Raw genomic sequence first — 16,149 nt, 5'->3', positions numbered from 1 at the left:
CACTGCCTTCAGCACCACGAACTGTTCGACGAGCAGACCGCGTTCCCCGCTGAACTCGCAGCCGCAGCTTGACCCGTTCGCAACGTGAGGTGTCTACGTTCTGATTCGCCGGACAGGCGTAACGCCTTGGCCTAAGCTGGTTCTCAACGGTCACAGCAGTGTGGTTACGCATCAAGCCCCTGGCCGGCCACCGTCGTCCCGAATCCGGCGGTTGCTCTGGCCTGATCCTTCACGCAGCGTTCGGCAGTGGCTGCGACTCAACGGAACTGTCCGGTTTGTCGGGCTTGTTGTGCATGCCCTCGGCTCACTCCGTCGGGTGATCTGCCGCTTACCCATAGTCCGTTCGGGCCATTCAAGATTGGGCCCGCAGGGGGTGTTGCGCCGTCGCCACCTTCCGTAACGTCCTCAACTGGCGGCGGTGAATATGCCGCTGCCGCCGTGGGGGAGCCTCGATTCGGGAGAGGACGGCGCCGGTATGGGCTGGGTAACCGACTGGAGTGCGCAGGCGGCCTGCCGCACTACCGATCCGGATGAACTGTTCGTGCAGGGTGCAGCGCAGAACCGGGCCAAGGCGGTGTGCACCGGATGTCCGGTGCGGACCGAGTGCTTGGCCGACGCGCTGGACAACCGCGTCGAGTTCGGCGTGTGGGGTGGCATGACGGAGCGGGAGCGGCGCGCGCTGCTGCGTCGGCGGCCGACCGTCACCTCCTGGCGCAGACTGCTCGAGACCGCACGTAGCGAGTACGAGCGGAGCGCGGGAATCCTGCCGGTGGGCGTCGGGGACATCGACGTCGACGACCAGGAGCACTACGAGAGCTACGCCGCCGTGGGCTAGAGCACCGACTGGAGCACCGAGGGGTGCCTGTGCCCGCGGGCCCGGTACCAGGCCAGAGGTCCGTCCGCCTCAGGCCCGGCCGGGGGACGCGAGCCGTTCGCCGATGTCCCGCAGACCGACGAGGTCATGCACATCGCCGGGCAGGGCGGCCACTTCGGTCACCGGCACGTCCGGGTGGAGTGCGGTGAAGCGGTCGCGTGTGCGCTTTTCGCGGGCGAGCAGCTGCATACGTTCGGCGTGCAGCCGCAGCAGTCCGGCGGCCAGCTCATCGGCGTCACGTGAGTCGGCCGAGTCGGCCGAATTGGCGTCAAGGGTGGTCTCGGAAGCCTCGGATCTGCCCTCGGATCTGTCGGAGCTGCCGGAACTATCTGAACTATCGGGAGAAACGGGGGAGTTGAGGGACTTGCCCCCCTCTTCCTTCCCGTCGTCCTGATCCACAATGCGGCGCTCCTCAAGATTTTCCGCGGCGGCGAGCGCCCGCTCGGCCGAGAGCCGGGCGGCATCACTGCCGTGCACCCGGTTGAGCACCACACCGGCAAGCGGCATCTCCTCCGCGGCCAACCGCTCCACGAAGTACGCCGCTTCGCGCAGCGCGTCCCGCTCCGGCGCCGCCACCACCAGGAACGCCGTACCCGTCGCCTGAAGGAGCCGATACGTCGCGTCCGCCCGCTTGCGGAAGCCGCCGAACATGGTGTCCATCGCGGCCACGAACGTCTGTACGTCGCCCAGGAACTGGCCCCCGAGCAGCTTCCCCAGGGTCCCCGTCATCATCGACATGCCGACGTTCAGGAACTTCATCCCGGCCCGACCGCCGACCTTCGCCGGCGCCATCAGGACCCGGATGAACTTTCCGTCCAGAAAGGAGCCCAGGTTCTTCGGCGCGTCCAGGAAATCGAGCGCCGACCGCGAGGGCGGCGTGTCCACGACGATCAGATCCCACTCGTCGCGCGCCCGCAGCTGCCCCAGCTTCTCCATCGCCATGTACTCCTGCGTGCCCGCGAAGCCCGCCGAAAGCGACTGGTAGAAGGGGTTGTTGAGGATCGCGGCGGCCCGCTCGCCGTCCGCGTGCGCCTCGACGATCTCGTCGAACGTGCGCTTCATGTCCAGCATCATGGCGTGCAGCTCGCCCTCCCGTCGCCCGCCACCGCCCTCAGACGAGTCGCTGCGCGACGCCCCGCCTCGATCCGCCGCGCCGTCCGTCCGCTCCACGCCCTTCACCTGGCGCGGAGTGTTGTCGAGCGAGTCGATGCCCATCGACTGGGCGAGCCTGCGTGCCGGGTCGATGGTGAGCACCACGACCTTGCGGCCGCGCTCCGCCGCGCGCAGCCCGAGCGCCGCCGCAGTCGTGGTCTTGCCCACGCCACCCGCCCCGCAGCACACCACGATCCGCGTCTTCGGGTCGTCGATCAGCGCATCGACATCCAGCATCGGCACCGGAACCGGATCCAGCGTCATGAGACCCCCTGTTTCCGCAGGTCGGCGGCGAGTCGATAGAGCCCCGCCAGATCGATGCCCTCGGGCAGCAACTCCAACTCCTGGACCGGAAGCTCAAGTTCCGAGAGCGTGCACCGCTGCTCGCGCTCCAGGGCCACCCGCTCCTCGTACTCCGCCGACTGCCGAAGCAGCGGGTCGACCAACTGCTCGGCGAGCCCGCCCTTGCGCGCCCCGCCGAGCCCCGCGCGCGACAGCGCCTTCGCGAGCTCCGTTCGTCGTACGCCGTCGGGAACGGGCCCGTCGAGGACCGCGGGACGCACCATGTTCACCAGGATCCGGCCCACCGGAAGCCCCGCCTCGCGCAGCTCCGCGATCCCGTCGACGGTCTCCTGGACCGGCATCTCCTCGAGCAGCGTCACCAAGTGCACCGCCGTCTGTGGGGACTTGAGGACCCGCATCACGGCCTGCGCCTGATTGTGTATCGGGCCGATCTTCGCGAGCCCGGCCACCTCGTCGTTCACGTTCAGGAAGCGGGTGATCCGGCCGGTCGGTGGCGCGTCCATGACCACACAGTCGTACGCGAATCGCCCCTTCTTGTCCTTACGCCGCACCGCCTCGCAGGCCTTGCCGGTCAGGAGTACGTCGCGCACGCCCGGGGCTATCGTGGTGGCGAAGTCGACCGCGCCGAGCTTGCGCAGGGCGCGGCCCGCGCTGCCGAGCCGGTAGAACATCTGCAGGTAGTCGAGGAGCGCCTGTTCGGCATCGATGGCCAGGGCGTACACCTCGCCGCCGCCCGGGGCGATGGCGATCTTCCGTTCCTCGTACGGCAGTGCCTCCGTCTCGAAGAGCTGCGCGATGCCCTGCCGGCCCTCGACCTCGACCAGGAGGGTGCGCTTACCCTCCGTCGCGAGGGCGAGCGCGAGAGCGGCGGCCACCGTGGTCTTACCGGTTCCGCCCTTGCCGCTGACGACCTGGAGCCTGCTCACGCAATCGAGCCTAACCAGTAGTGCGTCGGCCTACGCACGAGGCTGTCTGTGCCGGGCGTTACAGTCGCCGTATGACCAAGTGGGAATACTCGACCGTGCCCCTTCTCGTGCACGCGACCAAGCAGATTCTGGACACCTGGGGCGACGACGGCTGGGAGCTCGTCCAGGTCGTCCCCGGGCCCAACCCCGAGCAGCTCGTTGCCTATCTGAAGCGGGAGAAGCAGGGATGAGCGGGGCTATTGAGGCGAAGATGGCGGAACTCGGCCTGACCCTGCCGGAGGTCGTCCCTCCGGTGGCCGCGTACCAGCCCGCCGTCCAGTCCGGGCGGTATGTCTACACCTCGGGCCAGCTCCCGATGGTGAACGGCAAGCTCCCGCTGGTCGGCAAGGTCGGCGCCGAGGTCACGCCGGAGGAGGCCAAGGACCTGGCGCGTACCTGCGGCCTGAACGCCCTGGCGGCGGTCAAGTCCATCGCCGGTGACCTGGACCGCATCGCCCGCGTGGTGAAGGTCGTCGGATTCGTCGCCTCCGCGGCGGACTTCACGGGCCAGCCCGCGGTGATCAACGGCACGAGCGAACTCCTCGGCGAAGTCCTCGGCGACAAGGGCGTCCACGCCCGCAGCGCGGTGGGCGTGGCGGTGCTGCCTCTGGACTCTCCGGTGGAGGTCGAGATCCAGGTGGAGCTGACGGAGGCGTAGGACCCGCGCATTTCGGCCCGAGCGGGGGTCTGGGGGCTGCGGGCCCCCAGTTTCCCGCCCCCGCTCCGACCCACCCGGCCCGAGGGATAGTTGGCTCTCGAACATAAGACCCGCACCAGATAGCCTCCGCCCATGGCACTTGGGCAGTGGTACCCCCCGGAGTGGCCCGACCGCATCCGCGCCCTCGCGGCCGGCACCCTCACCCCCGTCACGCCCCGGCGCGCGGCCACCGTCATGCTCCTGCGGGACACCGACACCGGCCCCGCCGTCCACCTGCTGCGCCGCCGCACCTCCATGCCCTTCGCCGCGGGCGCGTACGCCTATCCGGGCGGCGGCGTGGACCCCCGCGACGACGACCGCGTCATCGGCTGGGCGGGCCCGGGCCGCCGCGTCTGGGCCGAGCGCCTCGGCGTCGACGACCCCGCCGAGGCCCAGGCCATCGTGTGCGCCGCGGTCCGTGAGACGTACGAAGAAGCCGGTGTGCTGCTGGCGGGCCCGACCCCGGACGCGCTCGTCACCGACCCGACCGGCCCCGACTGGGAGGCCGACCGCCACGCCTTGGTCGACCGCGAGCTGTCCTTCGCGGAGTTCCTTGACCGCCGCGGCCTGGTCCTGCGCAGCGACCTGCTCGCCGCCTGGGCCCGCTGGATCACCCCGGAGTTCGAGCCGAAGCGGTACGACACCTGGTTCTTCGTGGCCGTGCTCCCGTACGGCCAGCGCACCCGTAACGTCTCCACGGAGGCCGACCGGACCACCTGGCTCCGGCCGCAGGAGGCCATCTCCGGGTACGACAAGGGCGAGTTCGTGATGATGCCGCCCACCATCGCGACCCTGCGTCAGCTCGCCCCGTACGCCACCGCCGCCGACGCCCTCGCCGCCGCGGCCGACCGCGACCTGACCCCCGTACTGGCCAAGGCCCGCCTGGAGAACGGCGAACTGCTCCTGACCTGGCCGGGCCACGACGAGTTCACCAAGCACATCCCCACCACTCCCACCACTCCCACCGGCCCTGAAGGCCCGAACACCGCCGAGGGAAGCTCCGCATGACCGACGCCGCATCCCTGCCCGGACAGCCGCGCGGCGGCGTGCTCTCCGGCCCCGCCACCACCCGCGCGTCCCACGTCCTCGCGCCGAACGCCTCCGCGATGACCCTGGACGGCACCAACACCTGGATCGTCGCCGAGCCCGGCTCCGAGCTCGCGGTCGTCATCGACCCGGGCCCGCTCGACGAGGGCCACCTGCGCCGGGTCATCGCCACCGTCGAGGCGTCCGGCAGGCGGGTCGCGCTGACCCTGCTCACCCACGGGCACCCGGACCACGCGGAGGGCGCCGCCCGCTTCGCCGAGCTGACCGGTACGAACGTGCGGGCGCTCGACCCCGCGCTGCGCCTCGGCGACGAGGGCCTGGCCGCGGGCGACGTGATCGAGGTCGGCGGCGTCGAGCTGCGCGTTGTGCCGACCCCCGGGCACACCGAGGACTCGCTCTGCTTCCACCTGCCCGCGGACCGGGCGGTGTTGACCGGCGACACGATTCTGGGGCGCGGTACGACGGTCGTCGCCCACCCCGACGGCCGGCTCGGCGACTACCTCGACTCGCTGCGCCGGCTCCGCTCGCTGACCACGGACGAGGGGGTGCGCACGGTTCTGCCGGGCCACGGCCCCGTACTGGACGACGCCCAGGGCGCCGTCGAGTACTACCTCGCCCACCGGGCCAACCGCCTGGCCCAGGTCGAGACGGCCGTCGAGGACGGCTTCCGCACGGCCGCCGACGTCGTCGCGCACGTCTACGCCGACGTGGACCGCTCCCTGTGGCCCGCCGCAGAGCTCTCGGTCCGGGCCCAGCTGGAGTACCTGCGGGAGCACGGCCTCATCTGACGGTCCCTTTGGGGCAGGGAGTACGCCGATGGGTCCGGGCCTCACGCGAGACCCGGACCCATCGGCGTACCGGAGCTGTCCGTCCGTACTTCTGTAGTGCGTGTTCCACCGCTTCGACAGCGACAGGTCAGCGCGAGCGCTTCGCCAGCCGCTCTACGTCGAGCAGGATCACGGCGCGCGCCTCGAGGCGCAGCCAGCCGCGGCCCGCGAAGTCCGCGAGCGCCTTGTTGACCGTCTCGCGGGACGCGCCGACCAGCTGGGCCAGCTCCTCCTGGGTGAGGTCGTGCACCACGTGGATGCCTTCCTCGGACTGCACGCCGAAGCGGCGCGACAGGTCGAGGAGCGCACGGGCCACGCGGCCCGGGACGTCCGAGAAGACCAGGTCGGACATCTGGTCGTTGGTCTTGCGCAGGCGCCGGGCGACGGCGCGCAGCAGCGCGGAGGCCACCTCCGGGCGGGCGTTCAGCCAGGGCTGGAGGTCGCCGTGGCCCAGACCGAGGAGCTTCACCTCGGTCAGCGCGCTGGCCGTGGCGGTACGCGGGCCCGGGTCGAAGAGCGACAGCTCGCCGATCAGCTCGCCGGGGCCCAGGACGGCGAGCATGTTCTCGCGGCCGTCGGGGGATGTGCGGTGCAGCTTCACCTTGCCCTCGGTGACCACGTACAGGCGGTCTCCGGGGTCGCCCTCGTGGAACAGCGCTTCGCTGCGTGCGAGGGTCACCTCACTCATGGAGGCGCGGAGCTCCGCCGCCTGCTCGTCATCGAGCGCCGCGAAGAGCGGGGCGCGCCGCAGAACGTCGTCCACGAGTTCTCTCCTATGTCGACCTGCTCAAGGGACCGTGGTCCCCATGATGCCGGACGGTCCAAACAGTGTGATCAGTCACAAGTTTGCCGTACTGCCGCGGCGTGCTGTGCAACAGGGGGCCCAATCGGGGGCTGTTCCACCGGCTCCGGGGCGGATGTCAGTGGCTCCCTTTAGTCTGGCCGGGTGTCCAACATGCCGGTGAGAGCACGGGCCATGGGGGCTGGGGACGTGACCGGAGCATCGTGATTCCGCTGTGGGCGAACGCGTTCGACAAGGCACGTGAAACTTCACAAAACGGACAGTGAATGGGCAGTGGGGCGGTTGGAGTGGCGAAGGTCGAGGGTCGGGTGGCAAGAGTGACCAATAGGGCCGGAAAGACGAAAGCGGAAGCGGAGCCGGAGACGGAGCCGAAAACGGAGACGGAGACGGCACAGCCGTCCCGGAAGCCCGCCGCGGCCAGGAAGGCGACAGCCGCCACAAAGAAGGCGACGGCGGCCACGGCAAAGCGGACAACAGCCGCAACGAAAAAGGCGACGGCCTCGGCAAAGCGGACGACGGCCGCCACAAAGAAGGCGACGGCCAAGAAGGCAGCCAAGGCCAAGGTGCCCGAGCCCCAGAAGGCAGCCCCGGCCAAGAAGACGGCCTCGACCAAGAAGGCGGCCTCGACCAAAGCAGCCTCCGCCAAGAAGCCCCCCGCCGAGGAGCCCAAGCCCACCCCTGCCGTAAAGATCACCCAGCCCGAGTCCCGTCTCTCCCTGGTCCGCCGGGCTCGGCGCATCAACCGTGAGCTCGCCGAGGTGTACCCCTACGCCCACCCCGAGCTCGACTTCGAGAACCCCTTCCAGCTCCTGCTCGCCACGGTGCTCTCCGCCCAGACCACCGACCTGCGCGTGAACCAGACCACCCCGCGCCTCTTCGCCACCTACCCGACCCCGGAGGACCTGGCCGCGGCCAACCCCGAGGAGGTCGAGGAGCTGATCCGGCCGACGGGGTTCTTCCGGGCCAAGACGAAGTCGATCATGGGTATCGCGGCCGCCCTGCGGGACCGGCACGGCGGCGAGGTCCCCGGCCGCATAGAGGACCTGGTCAAGCTCCCCGGCGTGGGCCGCAAGACGGCGAACGTCGTCCTCGGCAACGCCTTCGGCGTCCCCGGCATCACGGTCGACACCCACTTCATGCGGCTGGTGCGCCGCTGGAAGTGGACCGACTCCCAGGACCCGGAGAAGATCGAGGCCCTGGTCTGCGACATCTTCCCCAAGAAGGACTGGACGATGCTGTCGCACCGGATCATCTTCCACGGCCGCCGCATCTGCCACGCCCGCAAACCGGCCTGCGGCGCCTGCCCGATCGCCCCGCTCTGCCCGTCGTACGGCGAGGGGGAGACCGACCCCGAGAAGGCGAAGAAGCTCCTCAAGTACGAGATGGCCGGGCTGCCGGGGCAGCGGCTCAAGCCCCCGGCGGACTTCCCCGGCCCGCCCGCGCCCCCGCTGGGCGCCGCGTGACGCACTCCGCGCGCCCCGCCCGTACGCCGTACGCCGCACCGCTTCCGCCGCGCTGCCCCGGACGCCGGGCTTGCCGCGGCGCGCGGCGCCCGGAACGATCAGGGCGCCTGAGGACGTTGCGCGGTAACGGACAGGGGAGCGTATGACTCGAATGACCAACGCAAGCGATCCGACGGCGGGCACAGCCGTGACGGCCGAAGGGCTGCCCGCCTGGCTGACCCCCGTCGCCCGCGCCGCCGAGACCGTCGAGCCACGCCAGCTCAGCCGTTTCCTGCCACCGGAGACCGGCGAGGGCCGCCAGTCCGCCGTACTCGTCCTCTTCGGCACCGGCGAGCAGGGCCCCGAGCTGCTGCTCATGGAGCGCTCCAGCGCCCTGCGCAAGCACGCCGGTCAGCCGTCCTTCCCGGGCGGCGCCCTCGACCCCGAGGACGGCGACCCGTACACCACGGGACCGCTGCGCGCCGCCCTGCGCGAGGCCGAGGAGGAGACCGGGCTCGACCCGGCCGGTGTGCAGATCTTCAGCGTGCTGCCGAAGCTCTACATCCCGGTGAGCGGCTTCGTCGTCACGCCGGTGCTCGCCTGGTGGCGCGAGCCCAGCCCGGTGGGCGTGGTCGATCCGGGCGAGACGGCCCGGGTCTTCACGGTTCCCGTGGCACATCTCACGGATCCGGAGAATCGGGTCACGCTGGTGCACCCGCGCATCGAGAAGGGCCCCGCCTTCCTCGTCGGATCCGCTCTGGTCTGGGGTTTTACGGCCGGAGTCATCGACCGGATCCTGCACTTCGCGGGCTGGGAGAGACCCTGGGACCGGACGAAGGAGGTCCCCCTCGACTGGCGCGCATGACAGGCTGTGCACTCATGCGAGGCGGGAGCTGACGCGCGCACGGCGAGAGCTGACGTGCAACGCGAGAGCCGACGCACCAGGCAAGGTCCTTACGACACGGCGGGAGCTGACGGAGACGATGCGAGGCGAGGTCTGATTCGGTGAACGTGCTGGACATTCTTTTGCTCCTCGCCGCCGTCTGGTTCGCCATCGTGGGCTACCGCCAGGGCTTCGTCGTCGGCATCCTGTCGGTGATCGGCTTCATCGGCGGCGGCCTCGTCGCGGTCTATACGCTCCCGGTCATCTGGGGCGCGCTCACCGACGACCAGGAGGTGAGCACCACCGCCGCGATCCTCGCGGTCGTCGTGGTCATCGTCTGCGCCTCCGTCGGCCAGGCCTTCACCACCCACCTGGGCAACAAGCTCCGCCGCTACATCACTTGGTCCCCGGCCCGCGCCCTGGACGCCACCGGCGGCGCCCTGGTGAACGTCCTCGCGATGCTCCTGGTCGCCTGGCTGATCGGTTCCGCGCTCGCGGGCACCACGCTGCCCACGGTCGGCAAGGAGGTCCGTAACTCCAAGGTCCTCCAAGGCGTGTCGCAGGCATTGCCCGACCAAGCCGACACCTGGTTCGCGGACTTCTCCTCGGTGCTCGCGCAGAACGGCTTCCCGCAGGTCTTCAGCCCGTTCTCGAACGAGCCCATCACCGAGGTCCAGGCCCCCGACCCGCGGCTGCAGAACAGCCCGGTCGCCACCCGCGCCAAGCAGTCCATCGTCAAGGTCATGGGCACGGCCACCAGCTGCAACAAGGTCCTCGAAGGCACCGGCTTCGTCTTCGCGGACGGCCGCGTGATGACCAACGCCCACGTCGTCGGCGGCGTCGACGAGCCCACCGTCCAGATAGGAGGGGAGGGCACGCGGTACGACGCCCGCGTGGTGCTCTACGACTGGGCGCGCGACATCGCCGTACTCGACGTACCGAACCTCAACGCCCGCCCGCTCGAGTTCACCGAGCGGGACGCGACCAGCGGTGACGGCGCGATCGTCGCGGGCTTCCCGGAGAACGGTGCGTACGACGTCCGCGCGGCCCGCGTCCGCGGCCGCATCAACGCCAACGGCCCGGACATCTACCACCGCGACACCGTGCGCCGCGACGTCTACTCGCTCTACGCGACCGTGCGGCAGGGCAACTCCGGCGGCCCGCTGCTCACCCCGGACGGCAAGGTGTCCGGCGTGGTCTTCGCCAAGTCGCTCGACGACCCACAGACCGGCTACGCACTCACCGTCGACGAGGTACGCGACGACATCCGCCTCGGCCGCACCGTCGACCAGCGGGTCGACACCCAGGGCTGCGCGCTGTAGCGCAATCCCGCGCGCCCGGGGCGTACGCACTCCCGGGCGCGTACGGACGCCCGGGTGCCCGGGTGCCCGGATGCGTACGGTAAATGCGAATTGCCGGGGTCGTACGGGAATCAGGCCCGGCTGCCGTGCCGCAGCCGCGCCGAGACCCAGCGGGCCCTGCGGCGGAGAATGCGAGGAATGCCGATCGCCTGCGGCGGGTGCTCCGGGTCCTGTTCACAGGCCCCGCCCCGCTGCGCCGAGTTCAGCGCGGGGGTCGAGCGGCGATTGCGTGCTGTGTCACTGTAGTCGTGCGTCCAGCCCATACACCGACGTGTGCCCGTGCCCCATGGTCGATAACCGCCGCCACTGCCCTCAATCGGCCTATGCGCCGGGCAATTGGCGTTCGTAGGACAGTCGTTCCCCGCCGTTCCCCAAGAGGCCGCTCACCGGTCCGCTGACCGGTCCGCTCACCGGTCCGGTTCCGGGTCCTTCAGCCAGTTCACCAGCTCCGTGCTGAACGCCACCGGGTCCTCCTCATGCGGGAAGTGTCCGAGGCCGTCGAAGAGGCGCCAGCGGTACGGGGCCTCGACGTACTCGCCGGAGCCCGCGGCGCTCCGCGTGCGCATCACCGGGTCGAGGGAGCCGTGCAGATGCAGCGTCGGCACCCGCACCGGCCGCTTCATCCGCCGGTTGAACTGGATGCCGTCCGGGCGCAGCATCGAGCGCACCATCCAGCGGTACGGCTCCACGGAGCAGTGCGCCGTCGACGGAATGCACATCGCGCGCTGATACACCGTCACCGCGTCGTCGTCCGGAAGCCGCGGCCCCGACCAGTCCCGCACCAGCCGCCCCACCAGGGCCCCGTCGTCCGCGACGAGCTGACGCTCCGGCAGCCACGGCCGCTGGAACCCCCACACATAGGACCCGGCCGCGGTCTGCTTGACGTCGGAGAGCATCGCCGAGCGCCAGCGCCGCGGGTGCGGCATCGAGGCGACGGCGAGGCGGCGCACCAGCTTGGGCCGCATCACGGCCGCCGTCCAGGCCAGATACCCGCCCAGGTCGTGCCCGACGAGCGCGGCGTCCGGCTCGCCCAACGACCGGATCACGCCCGTGATGTCGAGCGCGAGGTTCGCCGGGTCGTAACCGCGCGGCGTACGGTCGCTGCCGCCCACGCCGCGCAGGTCCATCGCCACCGCCCGGAACCCGGCCTCGGCGAGCACGGGCAGCTGATGCCGCCAGGTCCACCAGAACTGCGGGAATCCGTGCAGGAGCAGCACCAGCGGACCGTCGCCCATCTCGGCGATGTGGAAGCGGGCGCCGTTGGCGGCCACGTCCCGGTGCGATACCTCTTTCCCGCCGGGCAGTTCGGGGCGTACGAGCGACGTGGGCGCCCCCGAGGAATTCGGGGGCTGCGTCGGGGGCGTCGGGGCTGTGGCGGGGTCCGTCATGAGGACGAGCGTGCCACAGCGGTCGCCTCGGTCACCCGGTCGGCCAGTTCGGCCTTGTCGGAAGCGGTCACGGCGCGCGGGTGCGGCTTGACGTTCCCCAGCACGGCGGCCGTCTCCTTGGCCGACGCGACGGCCTTCTGCGGGCCCTTGCCCTTCTTGGCCTTCTTCGCGAAGGCCAGGCCGATCAGCGCGAGCAGCACCGCGAGGAACACGCTCGCCGCGAAGGAGAGCAGGAAGCACACCGACAGATGCCAGCCGCCCGACCAGGCGTGAATGCCGTATGCGAGCGCGAAACTCAGCATGGGCAGCGAGAAGATGAGGATCGTCACGGCCGCGATGAATGCGGCGCTGCCGATCCCGGCTCGCTTCACGTCCTGCCGCAGCTGGGCCTTGGCCAGCGCGATCTCGTCGTGCACAAGGGCGGACATCTCGCTGGTCGCCGTGGCGACCAACTGACCGAGGCTGCGGTCGGCGCCATCGGCTGCGCTCATCGCGGTCTCCCTCTTCTCTTCTGTGGACGTCGGGACGGCGGGACGGCGGGATTGCGTGATCTCGGGATCACGCGATCTCGACGGGCTGCCGTTTCTGACGGCCGCTGCGGACGGTGCGTGCCCCTCAGATCATGCCGGACCGGAGCTCTGGCCGCTTCCCCCGGTGGTCAGTTCGGCGAGCTGCCGGTGCTCGGCGGCCTTCTTCTCGTAGATCTCGGCCATCCGGAGGTGGTACGCGGGGTTGTGCTCCTCGTAGATGTCCGGGATGCCGTCGTGGTCGTCGTCCCGCTCCTCCTCGTCGCACAGCCTGCGGTACTTGGCGTTGCGCAGCTTGAGGAGTACGCCGGAGAGCACGGCCGCGATCAGCGAGCCCATCAGGACGGCCGCCTTGACCTCGTCGGTCAGCACCTCGTCGCCGAGGAAGGCGAGTTCGCCGATGAGCAGCGAGACCGTGAAGCCGATCCCGGCGAGCGCGGCGACCGCGAAGATGTCCGGCCAGTCGAGATTGTCGCTCAGCTCCGCCTTGGTGAAGCGGGCCGTGATCCAGGTGCCGCCGAAGATGCCGACGGTCTTGCCGACGACCAGGCCGAGTACGACACCGAGCGTCTCGGGCTTGGTGAAGACGTCGCTCAGCGCGTTACCGGAGATCAGGACTCCGGCCGAGAAGAGTGCGAACAGCGGCACCGCGAGGCCCGCCGAGATCGGCCGGACCAGGTGCTCGATGTGCTCACCGGGCGAGTGCTCCTCGCCGTCCCTGCGGGTGCAGCGGAGCATCAGGCCCATGGCGACGCCCGCGATGGTGGCGTGCACGCCGCTGTTGTACATCAGGCCCCAGATGACCAGGGCGAGCGGCACATAGACGTACCAGCCGCGGACGCCCTTGTGCAGCAGCAGCCAGAACACGGCGAGGCCGGCCACCGCGCCGCCGAGCGCCGCGAAGTTGAGGCTGCCGCTGAAGAAGATCGCGATGATCAGGATCGCGAAGAGGTCGTCGACGACCGCGAGGGTCAGCAGAAAGGCCCGCAGCGCCGAGGGCAGCGAGGTGCCGAGGACCGCGAGCACGGCGAGCGCGAAGGCGATGTCCGTGGCGGTCGGCACCGCCCAGCCGTCCATCGCGCCCCCGCCCGCCACATTGACCAGGACGTAGACGAGGGCCGGGACGACCATGCCGGAGATGGCGGCGACCACCGGCAGCAGCGCCGCCTTGGGGTCACGCAGATCGCCGGCGACCAGCTCGCGCTTGAGCTCGATCCCGGCGACGAAGAAGAAGATCGCGAGGAGCCCGTCGGCCGCCCAGTGCTGCAGGGTCAGGTTGAGACCGAGGACTCCCGGGCCTATGTGGAACTCGCGGACGGTCTCGTAGCTGTCGCCCAGCGGGGTGTTCGCCCAGATCAGCGCGGCCACGGCGGCGAACAGGAGCAGTACGCCGCCGACGGTCTCGGCGCGCAGGGTGTCGGCGATGAAGTTCCGCTCGGGCAGCGAGAGCCGTCCGAAGGCCTTGGGTCGGTTGCTCGGGGCAGGCGCGGTCACAGGCGGAGACCTCCCGGTCGTGTTCGGCAAATTTGTACACAGACATCAATGAATCGGGTCGTTTGATGCCGTTGCCGACCAGACTTCCCGGCGCACCTGTGATCTTGGACTTTTTCTTGGCGAAAACTTTCCTTGACGAGTTATTGACGCGGCGACCCACTCTACCGGGCCCGCGTCAGGCGCACCGAAGGATCTTCACCTTACGCGCAAAAAGGGCACCCGGCGCGGGGCCGGGTGCCCTTTGGGGGACGTACGGATCAGACGTATGGACGGAGACGTATGGACCGGACGTATGGACCGGACGTATGGACCAGACTTACGGATCAGTCGTCGGAAGCGGCGGTCGGCAGCTTCGACTGGATCAGGTCCATCACGGACGAGTCGGTCAGCGTGGTGACATCGCCCAGCTCGCGGTTCTCGGCCACATCGCGGAGCAGCCGCCGCATGATCTTTCCGGAGCGGGTCTTGGGCAGCTCGGCGACCGGCAGGATCCGCTTGGGCTTGGCGATCGGGCCGAGCGTGGCGCTGACGTGGTTGCGCAGCTCGTCGATGAGCGCCCGGTCGTCCGCGGACTGCGCGGCGCTGCCACGCAGAATCACGAAGGCGACGATCGCCTGCCCGGTGGTCTCGTCGGCGGCGCCGACCACGGCGGCCTCGGCGACCGCCTCGTGCGACACGAGCGCCGACTCGACCTCGGTGGTCGAGATGTTGTGCCCGGACACGAGCATCACGTCGTCCACCCGGCCGAGCAGCCAGATGTCGCCGTCCTCGTCCTTCTTGGCGCCGTCACCCGCGAAGTACTTGCCCTCGAAGCGCGACCAGTACGTGTCGAGGAACCGCTGGTCGTCGCCCCAGATGGTGCGGAGCATGGACGGCCACGGCTCGGTGAGCACGAGATAGCCACCGCCGCCGTTGGGCACCTCGCGCGCCTCGTCGTCCACGACGGTCGCGGCGATGCCGGGCAGCGGGCGCTGCGCGGAGCCGGGCTTGGTCTCGGTGACGCCGGGCAGCGGGGAGATCATCATCGCCCCGGTCTCGGTCTGCCACCAGGTGTCCACGATCGGGCAGGTGTCGCCGCCGATGTGCTTGCGATACCACATCCACGCCTCGGGGTTGATCGGCTCGCCGACCGACCCGAGCACCCGCAGCGAGGACAGATCGAACTTCGCGGGGATGTCGTCGCCCCACTTCATGAACGTACGGATGGCCGTGGGCGCCGTGTACAGGATGCTGACCTTGTACTTCTGCACGATCTCCCAGAACCGCCCCTGGTGCGGGGTGTCCGGGGTGCCCTCGTACATCACCTGCGTCGCGCCGTTGGCCAGCGGCCCGTACACGATGTACGAGTGGCCGGTCACCCAGCCGACGTCGGCGGTGCACCAGTAGACGTCGGTCTCCGGCTTGAGGTCGAAGACGGCGTGGTGGGTGTACGCCGCCTGGGTGAGGTAGCCGCCGGAGGTGTGCAGGATGCCCTTCGGCTTCCCCGTGGTGCCCGAGGTGTAGAGGATGAACAGCGGGTGCTCGGCCTCGAACGCCTCCGGGGTGTGCTCGGCGCTCTGCCGCGCCACCGCCTCGTGCCACCACACGTCACGGCCCTCGGTCCAGGCGACTTCCTGGCCGGTGCGGCGTACGACGAGGACGTGCTCGACGTTGTCCACACGATCGATGGCGTCGTCCACGGCGGGCTTGAGCGCGGCCGGCTTGCCGCGCCGGTAGCCGCCGTCGGAGGTGATGACCACCTTGGCGTCGGCGTCCTGGATACGGGTCGCGAGCGCGTCCGCGGAGAAGCCGCCGAAGACGACGGAGTGTGCGGCGCCGATGCGGGCGCAGGCGAGCATCGCGATGGCGGTCTCGGGGATCATCGGCATGTAGACGGCGACCCGGTCGCCCTTCTGAACGCCCAGCTCCGTCAGGGCGTTGGCGGCCCGGGACACCTCGTCCTTGAGCTCGGCGTAGGTGATCGCCCGGCTGTCACCCGGCTCGCCCTCGAAGTGGATCGCGACCCGGTCGCCGTTCCCGGCCTCGACATGACGGTCCACGCAGTTGTACGCGACATTGAGCCGCCCGTCGGCGAACCACTTGGCGAACGGCGGGTTCGACCAGTCCAGGGTCTCGGTCGGCTCGGTCTCCCAGGTCAGGCGCTTGGCCTGCTCGGCCCAGAAACCGAGCCGGTCAGCCTTGGCCTGTTCGTACGCCTCCGCCGTTACGTTGGCATGCGCGGCCAGGTCGGCAGGCGGCGCGAAGCGACGCTCCTCCTTCAGGAGGTTGGCCAGGCTTTCGTTGTTCACTACATCTCCCTTTCTCAGGGTGTCCGTTGTGTCCCAGGCCACAGCTCATCAGACGCGTTCCGCGATGACAAGGGTCTGCCGAGAATTGGTTTAGACCTG

At 70.0% G+C, this 16,149-nt stretch carries 16 protein-coding genes; 8 read left to right on the top strand and 8 right to left on the bottom strand.

What is annotated here, in order from left to right; translation table 11 throughout:
- Nucleotides 1-475: 475 nt before the first annotated feature.
- The gene (locus tag ACWD10_RS23410; RefSeq protein WP_451093996.1) at nt 476-835 is read left to right on the top strand and encodes a WhiB family transcriptional regulator; all 360 of its coding nucleotides are present in this window, start codon (nt 476-478) and stop codon (nt 833-835) included.
- A 69-nt stretch (nt 836-904) separates the two neighbouring features.
- On the opposite strand, the gene ACWD10_RS23405 is transcribed toward ACWD10_RS23410, so the two are convergent.
- Nucleotides 905-2,290 (bottom strand): ArsA family ATPase, encoded by a 1,386-nt coding sequence (locus tag ACWD10_RS23405; RefSeq protein ID WP_451093994.1) that lies wholly within the window; start codon nt 2,288-2,290, stop codon nt 905-907.
- On the bottom strand, nt 2,287-3,255 hold the full coding sequence (locus tag ACWD10_RS23400; protein WP_451093992.1) for an ArsA-related P-loop ATPase: 969 nt from the start codon (nt 3,253-3,255) through the stop codon (nt 2,287-2,289). The genes ACWD10_RS23405 and ACWD10_RS23400 overlap by 4 nt, the downstream gene beginning before the upstream one ends.
- Before the next feature lie 71 nt (nt 3,256-3,326).
- On the opposite strand from ACWD10_RS23400, the gene ACWD10_RS23395 reads away from it, so the two are divergent.
- The 4 genes from ACWD10_RS23395 to ACWD10_RS23380 all read left to right on the top strand — a co-directional run bounded on the left by ACWD10_RS23395 (nt 3,327) and on the right by ACWD10_RS23380 (nt 5,826).
- Nucleotides 3,327-3,485: a hypothetical protein gene (locus ACWD10_RS23395; RefSeq protein ID WP_451093990.1), complete on the top strand. Its 159-nt coding sequence runs from the start codon at nt 3,327-3,329 to the stop codon at nt 3,483-3,485.
- A complete protein-coding gene (locus ACWD10_RS23390) occupies nt 3,482-3,952 on the top strand; it encodes a RidA family protein (protein ID WP_451093988.1) in 471 nt (156 codons plus the stop codon). Before ACWD10_RS23395 ends, ACWD10_RS23390 begins: the two co-directional genes overlap by 4 nt.
- Before the next feature lie 132 nt (nt 3,953-4,084).
- On the top strand, nt 4,085-4,999 hold the full coding sequence (locus ACWD10_RS23385; protein ID WP_451093986.1) for an NUDIX hydrolase: 915 nt from the start codon (nt 4,085-4,087) through the stop codon (nt 4,997-4,999).
- Nucleotides 4,996-5,826 carry an MBL fold metallo-hydrolase gene (locus ACWD10_RS23380; RefSeq protein WP_451093984.1) on the top strand — a complete coding sequence of 277 codons (831 nt, stop codon included), beginning with the start codon at nt 4,996-4,998 and terminating at the stop codon, nt 5,824-5,826. Before ACWD10_RS23385 ends, ACWD10_RS23380 begins: the two co-directional genes overlap by 4 nt.
- A gap of 127 nt (nt 5,827-5,953) precedes the next feature.
- On the opposite strand, the gene ACWD10_RS23375 is transcribed toward ACWD10_RS23380, so the two are convergent.
- Nucleotides 5,954-6,628 carry a Crp/Fnr family transcriptional regulator gene (locus ACWD10_RS23375; protein ID WP_282516665.1) on the bottom strand — a complete coding sequence of 225 codons (675 nt, stop codon included), beginning with the start codon at nt 6,626-6,628 and terminating at the stop codon, nt 5,954-5,956.
- A gap of 305 nt (nt 6,629-6,933) precedes the next feature.
- Here ACWD10_RS23375 and nth point away from each other — a divergent pair, with 305 nt between their 5' ends.
- From nth to ACWD10_RS23360, 3 genes are all read left to right on the top strand, one after another.
- On the top strand, nt 6,934-8,130 hold the full coding sequence (nth, locus tag ACWD10_RS23370; RefSeq protein WP_451093982.1) for an endonuclease III: 1,197 nt from the start codon (nt 6,934-6,936) through the stop codon (nt 8,128-8,130).
- A 151-nt stretch (nt 8,131-8,281) separates the two neighbouring features.
- The gene (locus ACWD10_RS23365) at nt 8,282-8,974 is read left to right on the top strand and encodes an NUDIX hydrolase (RefSeq protein ID WP_451093980.1); all 693 of its coding nucleotides are present in this window, start codon (nt 8,282-8,284) and stop codon (nt 8,972-8,974) included.
- Nucleotides 8,975-9,114: 140 nt separating this feature from the next.
- On the top strand, nt 9,115-10,314 hold the full coding sequence (locus ACWD10_RS23360; protein WP_451093978.1) for a MarP family serine protease: 1,200 nt from the start codon (nt 9,115-9,117) through the stop codon (nt 10,312-10,314).
- Nucleotides 10,315-10,424: 110 nt separating this feature from the next.
- On the opposite strand, the gene ACWD10_RS23355 is transcribed toward ACWD10_RS23360, so the two are convergent.
- From ACWD10_RS23355 to acs, 5 genes are all read right to left on the bottom strand, one after another.
- A complete protein-coding gene (locus ACWD10_RS23355; protein ID WP_451093976.1) occupies nt 10,425-10,616 on the bottom strand; it encodes a hypothetical protein in 192 nt (63 codons plus the stop codon).
- A 144-nt stretch (nt 10,617-10,760) separates the two neighbouring features.
- A complete protein-coding gene (locus tag ACWD10_RS23350) occupies nt 10,761-11,741 on the bottom strand; it encodes an alpha/beta fold hydrolase (RefSeq protein WP_451093974.1) in 981 nt (326 codons plus the stop codon).
- A complete protein-coding gene (locus ACWD10_RS23345; protein ID WP_451093972.1) occupies nt 11,738-12,232 on the bottom strand; it encodes a phage holin family protein in 495 nt (164 codons plus the stop codon). The genes ACWD10_RS23350 and ACWD10_RS23345 overlap by 4 nt, the downstream gene beginning before the upstream one ends.
- Before the next feature lie 129 nt (nt 12,233-12,361).
- Entirely contained in the window at nt 12,362-13,762 is a 1,401-nt protein-coding gene (gene nhaA, locus ACWD10_RS23340) for a Na+/H+ antiporter NhaA (RefSeq protein WP_451093970.1), read from the bottom strand.
- A 323-nt stretch (nt 13,763-14,085) separates the two neighbouring features.
- Nucleotides 14,086-16,092, bottom strand: coding sequence for an acetate--CoA ligase (gene acs, locus ACWD10_RS23335; protein ID WP_451093968.1), 2,007 nt, complete (start codon nt 16,090-16,092; stop codon nt 14,086-14,088).
- Between the last annotated feature and the right edge of the window lie 57 nt (nt 16,093-16,149).

The sequence above is a fragment of the Streptomyces sp. NPDC002851 genome (assembly GCF_053591935.1).
Note: the sequence above shows the minus strand (reverse complement) of the source record. Positions and strands in the feature narration are given on the sequence as shown.